Source organism: Larkinella knui (assembly GCF_003858645.1).
Lineage (GTDB): Bacteria > Bacteroidota > Bacteroidia > Cytophagales > Spirosomataceae > Larkinella > Larkinella knui.
The window spans coordinates 745662-760881 of record NZ_RQJP01000004.1 but is presented as its reverse complement, the minus strand read 5'-3'; the positions used below and the strand labels follow the sequence as shown (position 1 = coordinate 760881).

Sequence of the window (15220 nt, the reverse complement as noted above, 5' to 3'; positions counted from 1 at the left end):
TGTTTCACACTATACTGCTATGAACAATCAATTTTACTCCCCACCAGGCGGCATGGCATCACCCTTGCGGCTGGTGTTCGTCCAACTGTTTTTGGTGGTGGTATTGTCATCCGTGTCGTTTGCCGGAACCAGACTCAGCCAGGACGAGCTGAGCCGAAAAGTAGCTCTGAAAGTTGAAAACGTAACCTTGCGCGAAGCATTGATGCAACTTGAACGCAAGACCAACATCAAATTTGTGTACAGTAGTCGAATCATTCAGGATCAGCGGGTTAGCTTCCAGTCGAACGGTGGTCGCCTGGCCGACGTGCTGGATAAATTGCTGATGCCCCTGGGTATTTCGTACGAACTGGTTAACAATCAGATTCTTTTATCCCGAACGGAAACCCCGGCAACTGAGCCCGCAGCGGCTTCTGCCGGTGGTTCAGCGGAAGCAAAGCAGCCCCAGGCTGTGGTCTTTACAGTGCGCGGGGTGATTAAAGAAGCCAGCGGGAATCCCCTGCCGGGCGTCAACGTCGTGGAGAAAGGCACCAGCCGCGGAACCAACACCGACGCCAACGGGGCTTTTCAACTGGATGTTACGGACGGCAATGCCACGCTGGTTTTCAGCTCGATCGGGTATATAAAACAGGAAGTGGCCGTTGGAAACCGCAGCAACATCACGGTGACGATGGAGGTCGATAACCGCAACCTCGACGAAGTAGTGGTTATCGGTTACGGAACGGTTCGGAAAAGTGACCTGACCGGTTCGGTGGCGGCCATCAAGGGCGAGAAACTGCTGGACCGTCAGGCGAACAACGTGGCCCAATCGTTGCAGGGCCGCATTCCCGGCGTTGATGTCGCCGTCAACTCGTCGGCACCGGGGTATCAGCCCCGCGTTCGGATTCGCGGGGTGGGCTCCATCAACTCGAGTCTGGAGCCGCTCTATGTGGTCGACGGAATTATCGGCGTCACAAACGCCAACTTGCTGAACCCCAACGATATCGAGTCGCTGGAAGTGCTGAAAGATGCTTCGGCCACGGCAATCTACGGAGCGCGGGGTGCCAACGGGGTGATCATTATTTCGACCAAACGCGGCAAGTCGGGGGCGACTCAGGTCTCCTACGACGCCTGGGGTTCGCTTATCACGCCCGCCCGGTATCTGGGCACGTTGAGCGCGGATGAGTTCATGTCCGTCTACAACAAGGCGTTCGACAACGCGGCCAAATATGATCCGGCCGGTTTTGCCAGCGGAAAATTTGTCCGCAATGACCCGAAAAACTTCCCGAAACTGTTCGACGCCAGCGGAAAACCGCTGTACAATACGGACTGGGAACGGGAAGTTTATAGGCCAACGGGTGCTCAGAACCACGAACTGGGCGTTCGGGGCGGTACGGATAAAACGTCGTACAGTGTTTCGCTGGGCTACACCGATCAGGGTGGTTTGATGATCAATTCCTGGTATAAGCGGTATTCGGCCAAGTTTACGCTGGACAACCAGGTGAACAAATGGCTGAAATTCGGCGGCAGTATTTTCCTCAATAAATCCAGCCAGAAAGAAGCCGACGACGCTTCCGGCGGGTTGAACGTTCCGCGGATGGTGATGGAAGCGCTGCCGATTCTGCCCATCAACTACCCCGACGGAAGCTGGGGCCGCAACAAGGACTGGCCCGGTATGGAAGGGGGCGAAAACCCGGTCCGGATCACCGAGCAACGCCAGCGGTTTAACTACAATACGCAGATGCTGGGACAGATTTATTCGTTGATCAACTTCACGCCAAACCTGACTTTGCGGACCAATTTTGGCTACGACCTGCTGTTCTACAAGCGGAATTTCTATTCCGGTCGTGACCTGAACGCACTGTCGGCCGATCAGAAAGGCGTGGCCGAGATCAGCACGAATCAGGAAGCGTACTGGCAGTTTGAAAATTACCTGAACTGGAACAAAACCTACGGCGACCACACGGTTTCGGCCCTGGCGGGTTTGTCGTGGCAGGAGCGGCATTACGAAAACTACACCGCATCGTCGCAGAATTTCATCGATGATTTCTGGGGCTACCACAACCTCGGCGTTGGAACCAGCCTGCAAACGCCGTCGTCCGGTGATGGCGAATGGTCGCTGAACTCCTATTTTGGCCGGTTGAACTACAACTTCAAAGACCGGTATTTATTCACGGTCACGGGCCGGTACGATGGTTCGTCCAAATTCGGGGTCAACAACAAGTACGCGTTTTTCCCCTCGGCAGCCGTTGCCTGGAACCTGTCACAGGAAGAGTTCCTGAAATCCACCGCCTGGCTGTCGAACCTGAAAATCCGGGCGAGCTACGGAAAAACCGGTAACCAGGAAATTGGCCAGTACGCTTCCCAGCAATTCCTCGGAACGGGAACCGTGTTGCTGGGCGGTGTTCGTTCCACCGGGATCTGGCGGAGTTCGTTCGGGAATCCCGATCTGCGCTGGGAATACACCAACCAGCTGGACGTTGGCGCCGACATCGGTTTGTTCAACAACCGGATCGATCTGACGGTCGATTATTACCACAAAATCACGAAAGACCTGTTGCTGAATGCGCCCATTCCGTGGTCGACGGGTTTGAGCACGGTAACGCAAAATATCGGTTCGGTCGAGAACAAGGGGTTTGAGCTGGGAATCAATACCCGCAACATCAGCACCAACAAGTTCAACTGGTCGACGAATATTGCCTTTTCGACCAACAAGAATAAAATTCTGAAGCTGGGTGTCAACGGTGACGACATTTTTCCCGGCCCCAACTTCCTGGGCAACACCAACATCCTGCGTATTGGCTATCCGATCGGTACGATCTGGGGCTACAAACGGCTGGGTGTTTTCGGAACGAACGAGGCTGATCTGGCCGCTAAATACAACAAACGGCCGGGTGATCTGAAATGGGCCGATTTGAACAACGACGGCAAGATCGACGCGCAGGATGAAACCATTATCGGACGGTCGTACCCGAAATGGACGATGAACATTGGCAACACCTTCCAGTTGGGCAAGTTCGATCTGTCGTTCGATATCCGGTTTGTGATGGGCGTCAACACCGTCAATGCCACCAAGCACTCCGTGGAAGACCGCCAGGCCATCGCCAGCAGCTCACGGACGGTTCTGGGTGCCTGGACGCCCGAGAATCAGAACAGCATGATTGCCGAAATCCGCCACTACAACGCGGGCTACTCGACCCACATGGACGACTGGTGGATGGAAGACGGCTCGTTCATTCGCGGCCAGAACATCGTTTTGGGGTATTCACTTCCAACGAAATTTGGCAAAGTGAACTTCCAGCGGTTGCGGGTTTACGCCAGTGCGCAGAATTTCTTCCTGATCGACAAGTATTCCGGCTATGACCCCGAAGCGCTGACGGGTTTTGGCGGACAGCTGGTGGCCAACATGGAATTTTTCCAGTATCCCCGTCCCCGCACGTTTAACCTGGGCCTGAATGTGACCTTTTAAGTCTCAACCTTACAACCATGAAAAAACTCCTTGTTTTACCCATACTGGCCGTCGGTTTGACCCTGACTTCCTGCGAAGACTTCCTGACCGAACACCCGACCGGCTCCTTGACGACGTCATCACCCGTTTCCAGTGCGGAAATTGCCCGTGCTTTTGCCGACGGTGCCTATTCGAACATTACGACCTGGAACAACGGCGGGGGTGGCTGGGGCGGCAACAATGCGTCGCTGCTGGAATACATGACCGGAAAAGCGGACGGCAATTCGCAGACGGAAGCCTTCAAGTTTTATAACCTGGAATACACCTCCAACGCGTTTTACATCGACAACTGGTGGTCGGGCATGTACTCCGGTATTGCCCGCGCCAACCTGGCGATCCAGAAAATCGGCGAAATCACGACTTTGCCGGCTGTCACCAAAACCAACATGATTGCCGAAGTAAGAACCATGCGGGCGTTGTATTATTTCCAGTTGGTGCGGATGTTCGGTGATGTACCCAAGCTGACAGCACTCGTTACTGAATTAGGTAATGTGGCAACTCCCCGCTCGCCGGTGAAGGAAATTTACGACCAGATCATTATTCCGGACCTGTTGGAAGCCGAGAAATCGACCCTGCCCTGGCGGGATGCGGGCGGCCGGATTTCGATGGGGGCCATCAAGTCGATTCTGGCGGATGTGTACCTGACCTACGCCGGTTTTCCGGTAAAAGCGGGCCTTCCGGCGTATACCGAATCGGCCAAACGCTCGAAAGAACTCCTTGATAACGGTACCTATACGCTGTTTCCGGAGTATACGGATATGATCAACCCGGCCAACCGCAACCAGAAGGAGTTCATTCTTCAGGTGCAGCACGAGAAGGATATTCGCAACAACGGGATGACGCCGGTCATTTTGCCAACGCTGCGCGGTATTGCCTCGTATTCCGACGAATACGGCGGCTTGATTCCGCGTAAAGAGTTTGTAGAAAGCTACGAAAAAGGCGACAAACGGACGCAGGAAAAGCAGTTCTATTATACGTTCTACAAAGGCCATCCGTCGGATTATCCGCTGGGCGACCCGCGCCGGGAACGGCTCGATCTGGGCGGTTATTACATTTACAAGTACTTTGACGTCCAGGCGGTTGACAACGATGCCAAAGCGAACATCAACTTTACGATTTACCGGCTGGCGGACGTCATGCTGATGTATGCCGAAGCGTCGAACCGCGCGGAAGGCAAGCCGAACGCCCAGGCGATGAAGGCGCTCAACGACATCCGGGCGCGGGCCAAACTGGCTCCGGTGACCACCACCAACGTCGATGAATTTGAGCAGGCGGTTTGGGCAGAGCGGTATTTCGAGCTGGCCTACGAGGACAAAATGTGGTTCGATATGGTCCGGACCCGGAAAGTACGCAACGACATTACCAAAAAATGGGATGATTTTGTCGGCCACACGACGGTCTATGGGAAGACGTTCACAGCCAACCAGTTGCTCCTGCCGATACCGTTGCGGGAAATCAACAACAACCGGAATTTAGTGCAGAATCCCGGTTTCTGATTGGCCAGAAAAGCTGTAAAGTGGGTCAAATCCGTACCTTTGGACCCGGCTGTTCGTGAGACGGTCGGGTCTTTTTATTTTTACATTCAGGATGCCGGAAAACGGCATCGGCCAGTAGCAGCTATGAATCATAACCAGTGGGAAGTTGTATTGGATCATGCCTGTCAATTGGGCGAAGGTCCGGTTTGGGATGCTGAAAAGAAGCGAATTCTGTGGGTAGATATTCTGCCGGGCGAAATCCATTCGTATGATCCGGGTCGTGGTGAACACCGGATTTTTAAAACCGGTCAGATGGTGGGAGCCATCGCGCTGCGGTCGTCCGGAAACTTTATTGCCGCTCTTCAGAACGGTTTTCATGAAATTTCGCTGGAAAACGAAACCGTCACGCCCATTGCCAACCCGGAAGTTCATTTACCGGAAAACCGGTTCAACGACGGAAAATGCGACCCCGCCGGACGGTTTTGGGCCGGAACGATGGCCCTCTCGGAAGAACCGGGCGCCGGTGCGTTATACGTGCTGAACGCGGATAACTCCGTTTCGGTAAAAGTAGAAAATGTGACCTGTTCCAACGGGTTGGCCTGGAGCCTCGACCACCGGTTGTTGTATTACATCGACTCGCCCACCCGGCAGGTCGTCGCGTATGACTATGATTTACACAGCGGTACGATTACCAACAAACGGGTGGTCATTCAGTTTGAGGAAGAAGACGGTTTTCCCGATGGCATGACCATCGACGAAAAAGGCATGCTCTGGATTGGCATGTGGGACGGCTGGAAAGTGGCCCGGTGTAACCCCAATACCGGCGAACGGCTCCAGCAAATCGACTTGCCGGCCGCCCGGATTACCTCCTGCACGTTCGGCGGTGATTCGCTGGATGATCTGTACATCACCTCGGCGAAAACCGGGTTGAGTCAGCAGGAACTGGCCGAACAGCCGCTGGCCGGGTGTCTGTTTGTGGTTAGGAATACCGGCATCAAAGGCCTACCTACCCCGCAACTCTAATTCTAATCCGAGGGTAAGTGATTAGACGTTATCCCCGTTGTCGCCCGTTCCGTTGTCGCTCGCGTGTCGCGAGTGAGCTGTATCAGGAGGGCCTCCGGCCCGAAGCATAGTATTCCGGAAAGAACGTTTCTATTGGAAAGGCTGGGTGCGGGCCGGAGGCCCTTTGGATACAAGTCACTCGCGACACGCGAGCGACAACGGAGGACATGCCCGGAGTTAGCGTGCTGCTACACCTCCGAAATCGTGACGGCTTCGTTCTTGTAATCACCGGTTTTATAGATGTCAACCATAAATTTAGCGACATTGGATCGGCTGATCGTGAGGTTTGGTTTTGGCTCGTTGTTGATCGTAATCCGGATTTGTTTGTGCTTCCGGGAATTGGTCAGCCCAACGGGCCGAACCACCGTCCAGTCGCTTTGCGAAGCGGCTAACAAACGCTCCTGAAGCTCGTGGTCGCGATAGGCGACGCCCACGTTGCTGTAATCGATGAGAAGCCGGAACCAGGCCGGAATATCGTTCCGGGTCTCGTTGACGCCCCAGGCGGTGGTGACAATAATGCGTTTGATGTGCAGTTCGTTGGCCACCTCCAGCACATTGCGCATCGTATTGGACAGAAAGTCCTTCGGCGTTCGCAAACCACTCCACGGAAACTCGGACGTTCGGGAGATGTTCAGAGTGCTCAAAACCGCATCGCAGCCGAGCATGGCGAGCCGGAGCGCCGTTCGGTCAAGCTTTTTGCTTTCGAAAAGCTTGAGATTTCGGGACGTCATTTTTACTTTATCGATATCCCGGACCAGTGCGTGGACGGAAATACCGGCTTTCAAAGCCTGATCGAGCAATTCTTTGCCCGTGCGACCCGTGGCGCCGAGGATCAATAGTTTCATAGTACCCGCTAAGTTACGCGTAAGGAAGTAAACGAAAAAAGCCGCCATCAGAATGGTCTGATGGCGGCTTTTTCAGGAAATGAATACGACTTATTTCTTGCCGTACCGTTTCAGGAATTTATCAACGCGACCGGCGGTATCGAGCAGAACGTTCTTACCGGTATAAAACGGATGCGATTCCGAACTTACTTCGACTTTCACAACGGGGTAGGTGTTGCCTTCAAATTCGATGGTTTCCTTCGTTTGAATGGTCGAGCGACTCAGGAATTTGTGATCGCTGGTCAGATCCCAGAATACGACGTCTCTATATTCCGGATGGATGCCTTTTTTCATGACAATTGTAAATATTATAAAATAAATCAGTTCTGGAACGGTCTCACCACCAGCCCGGTTCAAGCAGGCCGGTGGATTTAGGGACTGCAAAGGTAAAGACTTTCCAACTGGTTTCCAACCCCTTCACTAGCTTTTGTTTGAATCAAAAAAAGTATGTTATTTCTGGTTGAAATTTTGTTGTTTTTTCGGTAATTGGGTAACAATTCGGTAACAGTCAGAGTTTTAGCAATAAGGTTATACCGTTCGCTAAATTTAGCCTATCAACTTTTTTAGACCGCTTTATCGGTAGGGTTTCGATAAGTAATTCTGGGTAAGGTCTTAACAGTTACGTAACACTGCCGCACGTTTTAATAATTCCAAGTTCGCACAGCGAGCGTGAACATTCCGCTTTGCTTTGTTGTAGTACTGCTTAGTACCTTTAAGGAATTAATAGAAAGCATCCGCTTATTCAATATATATCTACTACAACATCCCATAATCATACTATGTACGTACTCAAGCGTGACGGCCGCAGGGAATCGGTCAAACTCGACAAAATTACCGCCCGGATCGAAAAACTGTGCTACGGCCTAGACCCCGCCTACGTTCAACCCATCGAAGTGTCGATGAAAGTGGTCAACGGAATCTACGACGGTGTTAAAACGACTGAACTGGACAATCTGGCGGCTGAAACCGCGGCTTCGATGACCACCCGCCACCCGGATTATGCGATTCTGGCCGCCCGAATGGCCATCTCCAACCTGCATAAAGAAACCAACAAATCCTTTTCGGGAACCATCAAACGGCTGTATAATTACGTCGACCCCAAAACGGGCGAAAATGCTGCGCTGATTTCGAAGGAAGTGTATGACGTGGTTCGGAAAAATGCCGCACTGCTTGACTCAACGATTATTTATGACCGGGATTACGGCTACGATTATTTCGGCTACAAAACGCTGGAAAAATCGTATCTGCTGAAAATGGAAGGCAAAATTGCCGAACGTCCGCAACACATGCTGATGCGCGTGGCCGTCGGGATTCACATGAACGACGTCGAAGCGGCCGTTGAAACCTACAACCTGCTGTCGGAAAAGTGGTTTACGCACGCAACTCCGACGCTGTTCAACGCCGGAACGCCGAAACCGCAGATGTCGAGCTGCTTCCTGCTGACGATGCAGGACGACAGCATCGAAGGCATTTACGACACGCTGAAACAAACCGCCAAGATTTCGCAATCGGCGGGCGGTATCGGTCTGAGCATTCACAACATCCGCGCAACGGGGACGTATATTAAAGGAACGAACGGAACTTCGAACGGGATCATTCCGATGCTGCGGGTTTTCAACGACACCGCGCGGTATGTGGATCAGGGCGGTGGAAAACGCAAAGGCTCCTTTGCGGTTTATCTGGAACCCTGGCACGCTGATGTGTTCGATTTTCTGCAACTGAAGAAAAACCACGGCAAGGAAGAAAACCGCGCCCGGGACCTGTTCTACGCCCTTTGGGTGCCGGATTTGTTCATGAAACGGGTGGAAGACAACGACGTCTGGTCGTTGATGTGTCCGCACGAATGCCCCGGTCTGGCCGATACGTATGGTGATGCTTTTGTGGAGCTTTATGAGCAATACGAACGGGAAGGCCGGTATCGCAGGCAGGTGAAGGCGCAGGATCTGTGGTACGAAATCCTGGAATCGCAAACTGAAACCGGAACGCCGTACATGCTTTTCAAGGATGCCGCCAACTCCAAATCGAACCAGAAAAACCTGGGTACGATCAAGTCGTCGAACCTCTGTACTGAAATTATCGAGTATACATCGCCCGATGAAGTAGCGGTTTGTAACCTGGCGTCGATTGCGTTGCCGAAGTACATCGTAAAAGGTCCGGACGGTATTTCGCGGTTCGATCACCAGAAACTGTACGACATCACGCGCGTTGCCACCAAGAACCTCAACAAGATTATCGACATCAACTATTATCCGGTTGAGGAAGCCCGTCGGTCGAACATGCGCCACCGCCCTATCGGCCTCGGTGTTCAGGGGCTGGCCGATGCGTTCATCATGCTGCGGATGCCGTTCGAATCGGAGGAAGCGAAACAGTTGAACAAGGATATTTTCGAGACGATCTATTTTGCCGCCATGACCGCGTCGATGGAGCTGGCGAAAGTGAACGGCCCGTACGAAACCTGGAAAGGCTCACCAATCTCGCAGGGTATTTTCCAGTTCGATATGTGGGGCGTCACGCCGGATTCGGGGCGCTGGGACTGGGAATCGCTGCGGAAAGAAGTGGTTCAGCACGGGGTTCGGAATTCGCTGCTGCTGGCGCCGATGCCAACGGCTTCGACCAGCCAGATTCTGGGCAACAACGAGTGTTTCGAACCGTTTACGTCGAATATTTACGTCCGTCGCGTGTTGTCGGGCGAGTTCGTGGTGGTGAACAAGTATTTGCTGCGTGACCTCGTGAAACTGAACATGTGGAACGACCGGATGAAGAATATGCTGATTGCCGCCAATGGTTCGGTGCAGCAGATTCCGGGTATCCCGCAAAACATCAAGGATCTGTACAAAACCGTTTGGGAGATCAAGCAGAAAACCATCATCGACATGGCCGCCGACCGCGGTGCGTTCATCTGCCAGTCGCAGTCGCTGAACATTCACATGGTGGATGCCAACTTCGGCAAGCTGACGTCGATGCACTTCCACGCCTGGAAGCGCGGACTGAAAACCGGTATGTATTACCTCCGCACGAAAGCCGCTGCCGACGCCATCCAGTTTACGGTGGAAAAGCAGGCCGAAGCGCAACTGGCTCCGGTTTTGGCCGAAACGATGGAAAAACCGTTGAACTACGAAAAATACGCCCAGGAAGGAGCAGCCGCTCATCCGCAGTTGGTCAGCGACGCCGAAACCGCCTATGCCGCGATGGTGTGCTCGATTGACAACAAGGATGATTGTGAGGCTTGCGGGAGTTGAGGAGTTGGATAATGCATCACACAAAAAGCCTCTCTACGGGGCTTTTTGTGTGAAAAATAAGTTCGTTTTCGACAGGAATAAAGAGGCCGAAAAGTTACTATTTCAAACCCTGGACAGAGCGAACGAAATGAGTAGTGATTAACAGCATAATCTAAGTCGTCAAATCCGCTTACTAATAAATTTTTGTCAGCCCATCCACATGAATAGTTGGCATAGCATAAGCAACACCGGTTTTGCTGCCAGATTCTACCCCAGATCTATCATGTAAGCGTAACTCTTCCATAAAAATTTAAAAATAACGGTTATTAGCCCACGGTTTTAACCGTGGGTTGCAAAAATCGAACCCGCCTATTTGAAACCGTTTCAACGGTTTTGGGAGGCCAAACCGTTGAAACGGTTTCTATTTTTTGAGATCCACTCTCGAACCCACGGTTAAAATCGTGGGCTGATAACTGACTGTGTGAATCCATTTGCATACGCGATAAAACGGTTTGTAATAAACCAACCCGCGCCCCCCTTATTTCTTATGCCTAACCAGCCACTGGTCCACGGTGGCGGTGATCGAAAACCGGACGTCTTTAAACCGCTCGGGCTTTGGCGTGTTCAGGGCTTGCTGAAGCTTGACGATGCTGGGGTAAAAATCAACGCCCTGGTTCAGAAATTGCTGATCGAGGGCGCGAAGCAGCTGGTCGATGCCGTACATATCGAAGCTCCAGTGTTGCAGGTTGTTGCTGTCCTGAATATCCGCCCGAATGCGGGCCGATAGCTGGCCGATGCTCTGGTTCAGGGGGGTGACAAACTGCTCGGGATGCTCCACCGCGTTGCCATCCAGGAAATAATAGACTTCCTTATACCGCCACTCGCTTTGCAGCAACGCAATCAGTTCGGCTTCCCAGTTCGGATGCGCTTTGATCTTGGCCAGGGCCGCCTGCCGGACGTCGTCGGGCTGATACCGGCCGGAATACCCCAGCAGGGTGACAATCGGATCGTCGACTTTTTGGGCCGCAATCGTCTCCAGATTCTCCCGGTGCAGGCGGTCTTCCTGCTCAGCTCGCTGGGCCATTTCTGCTTCCGCAGACCGGGCGGACTCCCGAACGTACCCCACCAGCAAACCGGCGGAAAATATGGCACTGAGGCCCGTGGCTACCCAAAAGGACCCCTTCAGCACCGGAAGCGGAACCAGGGACAGGCCAGCAGAATGAAGCGAAAGAAAACACGGGATCAGCCAGAGTAGTGGTATCCAGAAGTGCCCCTGGCGAGTGGCTACTTCGTACAAAAAGGCCGGATAGAGCGTATCGCTGTGCCACTCCCATTTGAATACCGCCGAAAAAAACGTCGTTAGTGCCACCAGCAACCAGGCGACAAGCACCAGCAGCGTCCGTGTGCTTCCCTGGGCGACCCAGTCGAACCCGCCCCGGACGTTGAGCGCAATCGTAAAAATTAAACTGGCGAGGGCAAAACCAGCCGCCAGAAAGAACAGGCCCAGCCCGTAGCCCATGGCATTCTCGCCAACCAGCGAGGGTTTGGATGTCGTGAACAGGGTCAATCCGATGAGAAATACGGTCGTGATGACCGCGAACAGGTAGGCAAGCATGATGGTTTACGGTTACGGGGGTTCGGATGGGCGAAATATAACGTTTTAGGCCGAATTCCTGAAAGGCGGTCCCATCCTCCTTTTCCATTCATCCTTTCTTTTTGTATTTTCCTTTCCGGAAATCGATCGCACCCTAAAACCGATTGTCACATGCGCCGAACCGTCTTTATTTTCGCACTTTTGGTGGCTTCCTGTTCGCCCCGGATTCGGCAGGAACAGATGCGAATGGCCCCCAGCCAGCTTTTGAGTCGGAGCAGTGACGTGTTCCGAACGGAACCCGGCCGACCGATCAAAGCCGTTAGAAGCATTTTTTTGAATGCCAAAAACCTGAACGTTCACTACCTCGACGGACAGTCAGAAATTGTGCCCCGAAACGAGGTATGGGGGTATAGTGATAAAAAAGGGAGGATTTACCGGCTGTACAAACGAGCTCAGTATGAGGTAGTCAACGTGGGCGATGTCATTACGTATGAACAGCAATCGACACAAAATACATTGGTGGGCAGCCAGACAACGGTTACAAACGTTATCGAAACGTTTTACAGCAAAACCCTCGACAGTAAAATCTTCAGCAGTCGCAAAAAAGCCCTACAGGATCTGGCCGGTTTATAAACCCGCAACCGGTTTTTTCCGGAAGTTTTTGATGCGGTGAAACGTCAGGAAATTAGCGTCGTGGTTGTTGTGCGCTCCGCCCAGACCATCGTCGTAGGCCGTGCGGGACAGCAAAATGATATTCTTGCCTTCAAACAGCCAGTCGACGTACTGAAAGCCGTGTTTGGCCACGTCAGGATGTTGCAACACAATCTGGCGCAAATTCCACGTTATCAAATCTTTGGAACTGCACAACGCCTGCGTATTTCGGAGACTGGCCGGATTTTTTCCGGCATTCGCCTGCTTGAATTCCTGCGGAATGTAGTTCGTTAGTGTCCAGTATAATTCTGATTTGGGATCGTAGCGAATCGTAAATTTCTTGCTGCCACCCGGAAATGGCACAAAACCGGTCGTGACATCGAACGTGGCGGTTTTGCCATCCGGACTGATTTTTACAAAGGCGGCTTTTTCGTCCAGCGAGGCCTTGTGATCGACCCGCAGAATGTCCAGCATTTCGCCCTTTGGACTCAAAACCGCATTCCCTTCAATCCAGCCGCCAAACCCGTTGTCAAGATACGTCGAATCATACCGCAGCACGTTGCTGCTGGTCCAGCTGGCGGCTTTCATCGGGTCGGCCTCCAGCGGCATCGACAGCATAAAAGCGCCGTAGCGTTTGCCCCACTTTTTGATCGGTCCCATCGCGTCTTCCATCGCCCGCCAGAGTCGCCCGTTGTGTTCAATGAACGGCACCGGGGCGCAGTGGTATTCGCCCGCCAGCAGCAAACCGGTTTCGTCGTCGGTTGGGTTGGTCCAGGTGACGCCGTTGTCGGTCGATTGCCGGATGATGGTGTTGCCATGGTGTTTGTCGGTCCCGAAGAAATACAGGCCGTTGCGGTGGACATACAGTTTCGACCAGAATTGCCCGTTGATTTCCGCGATCTGCGTCCAGGTTTTGCCCTTGTCCGTCGAGCGGTAAATCCGCGAATTAGGCTTCACAAACTCGTTGGATTGGGGCCAAACAAGTCATGGGACGCCAGATAATCGCCGTTGGGCAACATGCAAAGGCTGGGCGAACCGATGTACAAACCCGACGAAGCCGGGCTGTGGGCCACAATTACTCCCGGCACCCGGGAGAAGTCGGGCGTCTGCCCGACTCCAATCCCAAGCGTCGAAAGGAAAAGAATACCGTATAAAAGAAGGGGTTTAATTTTGCCAGCAGTCATAGGACAGGAAGCAAAAGTCAGCGGCTATTTACTCAACAATTGGGTAGATTTTGGAATATCCCGCATGCCGTCCCAAACCTGATGATTCAGATCGATAATCATCCCTTTTTTGACCAGTGCATCCTGCAATGCCTTGACATTGATTTTCTGAACCGGTATCTGCTGTTTTCCCGCCATGACGGCAGCCACGCCCGCGCTTTCGCCGAGTTGCATCCAGGTGCATTCCAGCCGAATGGAGCAAAAACCGACGTGCGAAGCCGACGCACAAACCGGCACCAGCAAATTCGTGCACTGCTCCTCTTTGGGCGTCATAATCCGGTATGAAATCTGGTACGGTTTGGCAATCGGCTCCCAAATCCGGCCTTCGTTGACAAACTGCGTTTTCGATATGGCAACCCGCTGAACATGGTGACTATCAATCCAATGCGAACCCAGGCAGATCACATCCGGTTTCGTACGATCCACCAGAATATCCTTCTGGGTATGCACGAAAGCGCCCACCATCCGCCGGGCTTCCCGCACATAGAGGTAATACGGAAAATTGCCGTTGTCGGTAAATTCGTCAGCCGCCAGACCGTATTCATTCGTCTCGGCGCGGAGCTTTTCAGGAACCGTCGGATCGTTGGCCAGGTAATACATCAGGCCCATCGTCCAGTCTTTATGATCCTGGTAAATTGCCTTCCGTTTGCTGTAGTCGCCATCCGGATAGTCGACGTTCCCGCCAAAATGGCCCAGTGAAATGACCGATTTCTGTTTGTTGTTGGTTTCAAACGTCCCGTTCCAGCTGCGCCATTTGTAGAGATCGATAATGTCTTCCAGTTTGGTATCGGGCTTGTTTTTAAGCAGCCGGGTCAGCAGAATATAGCGTTCGGGCCGGTAATTGGCAGGTTTGGTAAACGGCGTCCGATCCGGTTTTTTGGTGAAATTTAGCCGAAAATTGTAGTTGATCACCCGTTTGTCGGCCTGGCCCTCCGTCAGCGTGCTGCGTTCGACAAAACCGGGGAGCAATGTGCCGTTGTCGTCATACGGCGATGCGTCGATCGGTTCGTCGATAAACCGCACCCCGGCCAGCGACTCGCCGTACTGGTCTTTGCTCTCCCGCCCATACGTATACGAAACGCCCGAGCGCGCCATCAGATCGCCTTCATACGACGCATCGATAAACGCTTTCCCGGCCACGGTGCGGCCATCGTCCAGCTTGATCGACTGAATCGCCGGGCCTTTTTTGGTCACGTCCGTCACAAACCGCTCATACCAGACCTCTACCTTTGCTTCCTTCAGCATGTCCAGGTACGTTTTTTCGGCCTGTTTCGATTCAAAAAATGCCACCGGGCGGTTTTCGCCGTACACTTTGCTCGTTGGCCGGAACGGGGATGGATATTTCTCCGGATTCGGCAGGGTTTTCAGGTAATACCGCCCCAGCCGCTGGTAAAATTCCAGTGCCAGCCCCGAAAACGTTTCCTCGATCATGTGTTCGGTTTCAGCAGTACCAATACCGCTCGTACTCAACCCACCGACGTGTTTGGTCTGTTCGATCAGCAGCACCTTCGCGCCTTCCCGGGCTGCTGCCACAGCGGCAATCACGCCACTGGGTGTACCGCCGTACACCACCACGTCATACGGCGCCGTGGTTTGGCATGGGCTCAAGAAAGGTGCACTTACCAGACA

The 15220-nt window shown here is 53.0% G+C and carries 11 protein-coding genes; 5 read left to right on the top strand and 6 right to left on the bottom strand.

All coding sequences use genetic code 11. The annotated features are described in order from the left end of the window. The first annotated feature begins 19 nt into the window (after positions 1-19). From EHT87_RS21545 to EHT87_RS21535, 3 genes are all read left to right on the top strand, one after another. A complete protein-coding gene (locus tag EHT87_RS21545; protein ID WP_229321237.1) occupies positions 20-3445 on the top strand; it encodes a SusC/RagA family TonB-linked outer membrane protein in 3426 nt (1141 codons plus the stop codon). A 17-nt stretch (positions 3446-3462) separates the two neighbouring features. Further along, positions 3463-4980 carry a RagB/SusD family nutrient uptake outer membrane protein gene (locus EHT87_RS21540; protein ID WP_124908715.1) on the top strand — a complete coding sequence of 506 codons (1518 nt, stop codon included), beginning with the start codon at positions 3463-3465 and terminating at the stop codon, positions 4978-4980. A 123-nt stretch (positions 4981-5103) separates the two neighbouring features. Beyond that, positions 5104-5982: an SMP-30/gluconolactonase/LRE family protein gene (locus EHT87_RS21535; RefSeq protein ID WP_124908714.1), complete on the top strand. Its 879-nt coding sequence runs from the start codon at positions 5104-5106 to the stop codon at positions 5980-5982. Positions 5983-6209: 227 nt separating this feature from the next. Here EHT87_RS21535 and EHT87_RS21530 read toward each other — a convergent pair whose 3' ends face one another. Together EHT87_RS21530 and EHT87_RS21525 are read right to left on the bottom strand one after the other, a co-directional pair. Then, on the bottom strand, positions 6210-6866 hold the full coding sequence (locus tag EHT87_RS21530; protein ID WP_185716309.1) for an NAD(P)-dependent oxidoreductase: 657 nt from the start codon (positions 6864-6866) through the stop codon (positions 6210-6212). 90 nt (positions 6867-6956) lie between these two features. Beyond that, the gene (locus EHT87_RS21525) at positions 6957-7199 is read right to left on the bottom strand and encodes a type B 50S ribosomal protein L31 (RefSeq protein WP_114406759.1); all 243 of its coding nucleotides are present in this window, start codon (positions 7197-7199) and stop codon (positions 6957-6959) included. Positions 7200-7684: 485 nt separating this feature from the next. On the opposite strand from EHT87_RS21525, the gene EHT87_RS21520 reads away from it, so the two are divergent. Further along, positions 7685-10144 (top strand): ribonucleoside-diphosphate reductase subunit alpha, encoded by a 2460-nt coding sequence (locus EHT87_RS21520; RefSeq protein ID WP_124908712.1) that lies wholly within the window; start codon positions 7685-7687, stop codon positions 10142-10144. Between the two features lie 517 nt (positions 10145-10661). On the opposite strand, the gene EHT87_RS21515 is transcribed toward EHT87_RS21520, so the two are convergent. Beyond that, positions 10662-11738 (bottom strand): hypothetical protein, encoded by a 1077-nt coding sequence (locus EHT87_RS21515; RefSeq protein WP_124908711.1) that lies wholly within the window; start codon positions 11736-11738, stop codon positions 10662-10664. 150 nt (positions 11739-11888) lie between these two features. On the opposite strand from EHT87_RS21515, the gene EHT87_RS21510 reads away from it, so the two are divergent. Then, a complete protein-coding gene (locus EHT87_RS21510; RefSeq protein WP_124908710.1) occupies positions 11889-12350 on the top strand; it encodes a hypothetical protein in 462 nt (153 codons plus the stop codon). Here EHT87_RS21510 and EHT87_RS21505 read toward each other — a convergent pair. The 3 genes from EHT87_RS21505 to EHT87_RS21500 are packed head-to-tail and all read right to left on the bottom strand — an operon-like array spanning position 12345 to position 15199. Further along, positions 12345-13325 (bottom strand): exo-alpha-sialidase, encoded by a 981-nt coding sequence (locus tag EHT87_RS21505; protein ID WP_229321235.1) that lies wholly within the window; start codon positions 13323-13325, stop codon positions 12345-12347. The genes EHT87_RS21510 and EHT87_RS21505 overlap by 6 nt on opposite strands. After that, the gene (locus EHT87_RS31660) at positions 13322-13552 is read right to left on the bottom strand and encodes a hypothetical protein (RefSeq protein ID WP_229321233.1); all 231 of its coding nucleotides are present in this window, start codon (positions 13550-13552) and stop codon (positions 13322-13324) included. The genes EHT87_RS21505 and EHT87_RS31660 overlap by 4 nt, the downstream gene beginning before the upstream one ends. Positions 13553-13576: 24 nt before the next feature. Further along, positions 13577-15199, bottom strand: a complete 1623-nt coding sequence (locus EHT87_RS21500) for an FAD-dependent oxidoreductase (RefSeq protein WP_229321232.1) — start codon at positions 15197-15199, stop codon at positions 13577-13579. Positions 15200-15220 lie beyond the last annotated feature (21 nt).

Bases quoted from the DNA above. Each gene is read 5' to 3' on its own strand.
- EHT87_RS21545 (WP_229321237.1), top strand. From the start codon at position 20: ATGAACAATCAATTTTACTCCCCACCAGGCGGCATGGCATCACCCTTG.
- EHT87_RS21540 (WP_124908715.1), top strand. From the start codon at position 3,463: ATGAAAAAACTCCTTGTTTTACCCATACTGGCCGTCGGTTTGACCCTG.
- EHT87_RS21535 (WP_124908714.1), top strand. From the start codon at position 5,104: ATGAATCATAACCAGTGGGAAGTTGTATTGGATCATGCCTGTCAATTG.
- EHT87_RS21530 (WP_185716309.1), bottom strand. From the start codon at position 6,866: ATGAAACTATTGATCCTCGGCGCCACGGGTCGCACGGGCAAAGAATTG.
- EHT87_RS21525 (WP_114406759.1), bottom strand. From the start codon at position 7,199: ATGAAAAAAGGCATCCATCCGGAATATAGAGACGTCGTATTCTGGGAT.
- EHT87_RS21520 (WP_124908712.1), top strand. From the start codon at position 7,685: ATGTACGTACTCAAGCGTGACGGCCGCAGGGAATCGGTCAAACTCGAC.
- EHT87_RS21515 (WP_124908711.1), bottom strand. From the start codon at position 11,738: ATGCTTGCCTACCTGTTCGCGGTCATCACGACCGTATTTCTCATCGGA.
- EHT87_RS21510 (WP_124908710.1), top strand. From the start codon at position 11,889: ATGCGCCGAACCGTCTTTATTTTCGCACTTTTGGTGGCTTCCTGTTCG.
- EHT87_RS31660 (WP_229321233.1), bottom strand. From the start codon at position 13,552: ATGACTGCTGGCAAAATTAAACCCCTTCTTTTATACGGTATTCTTTTC.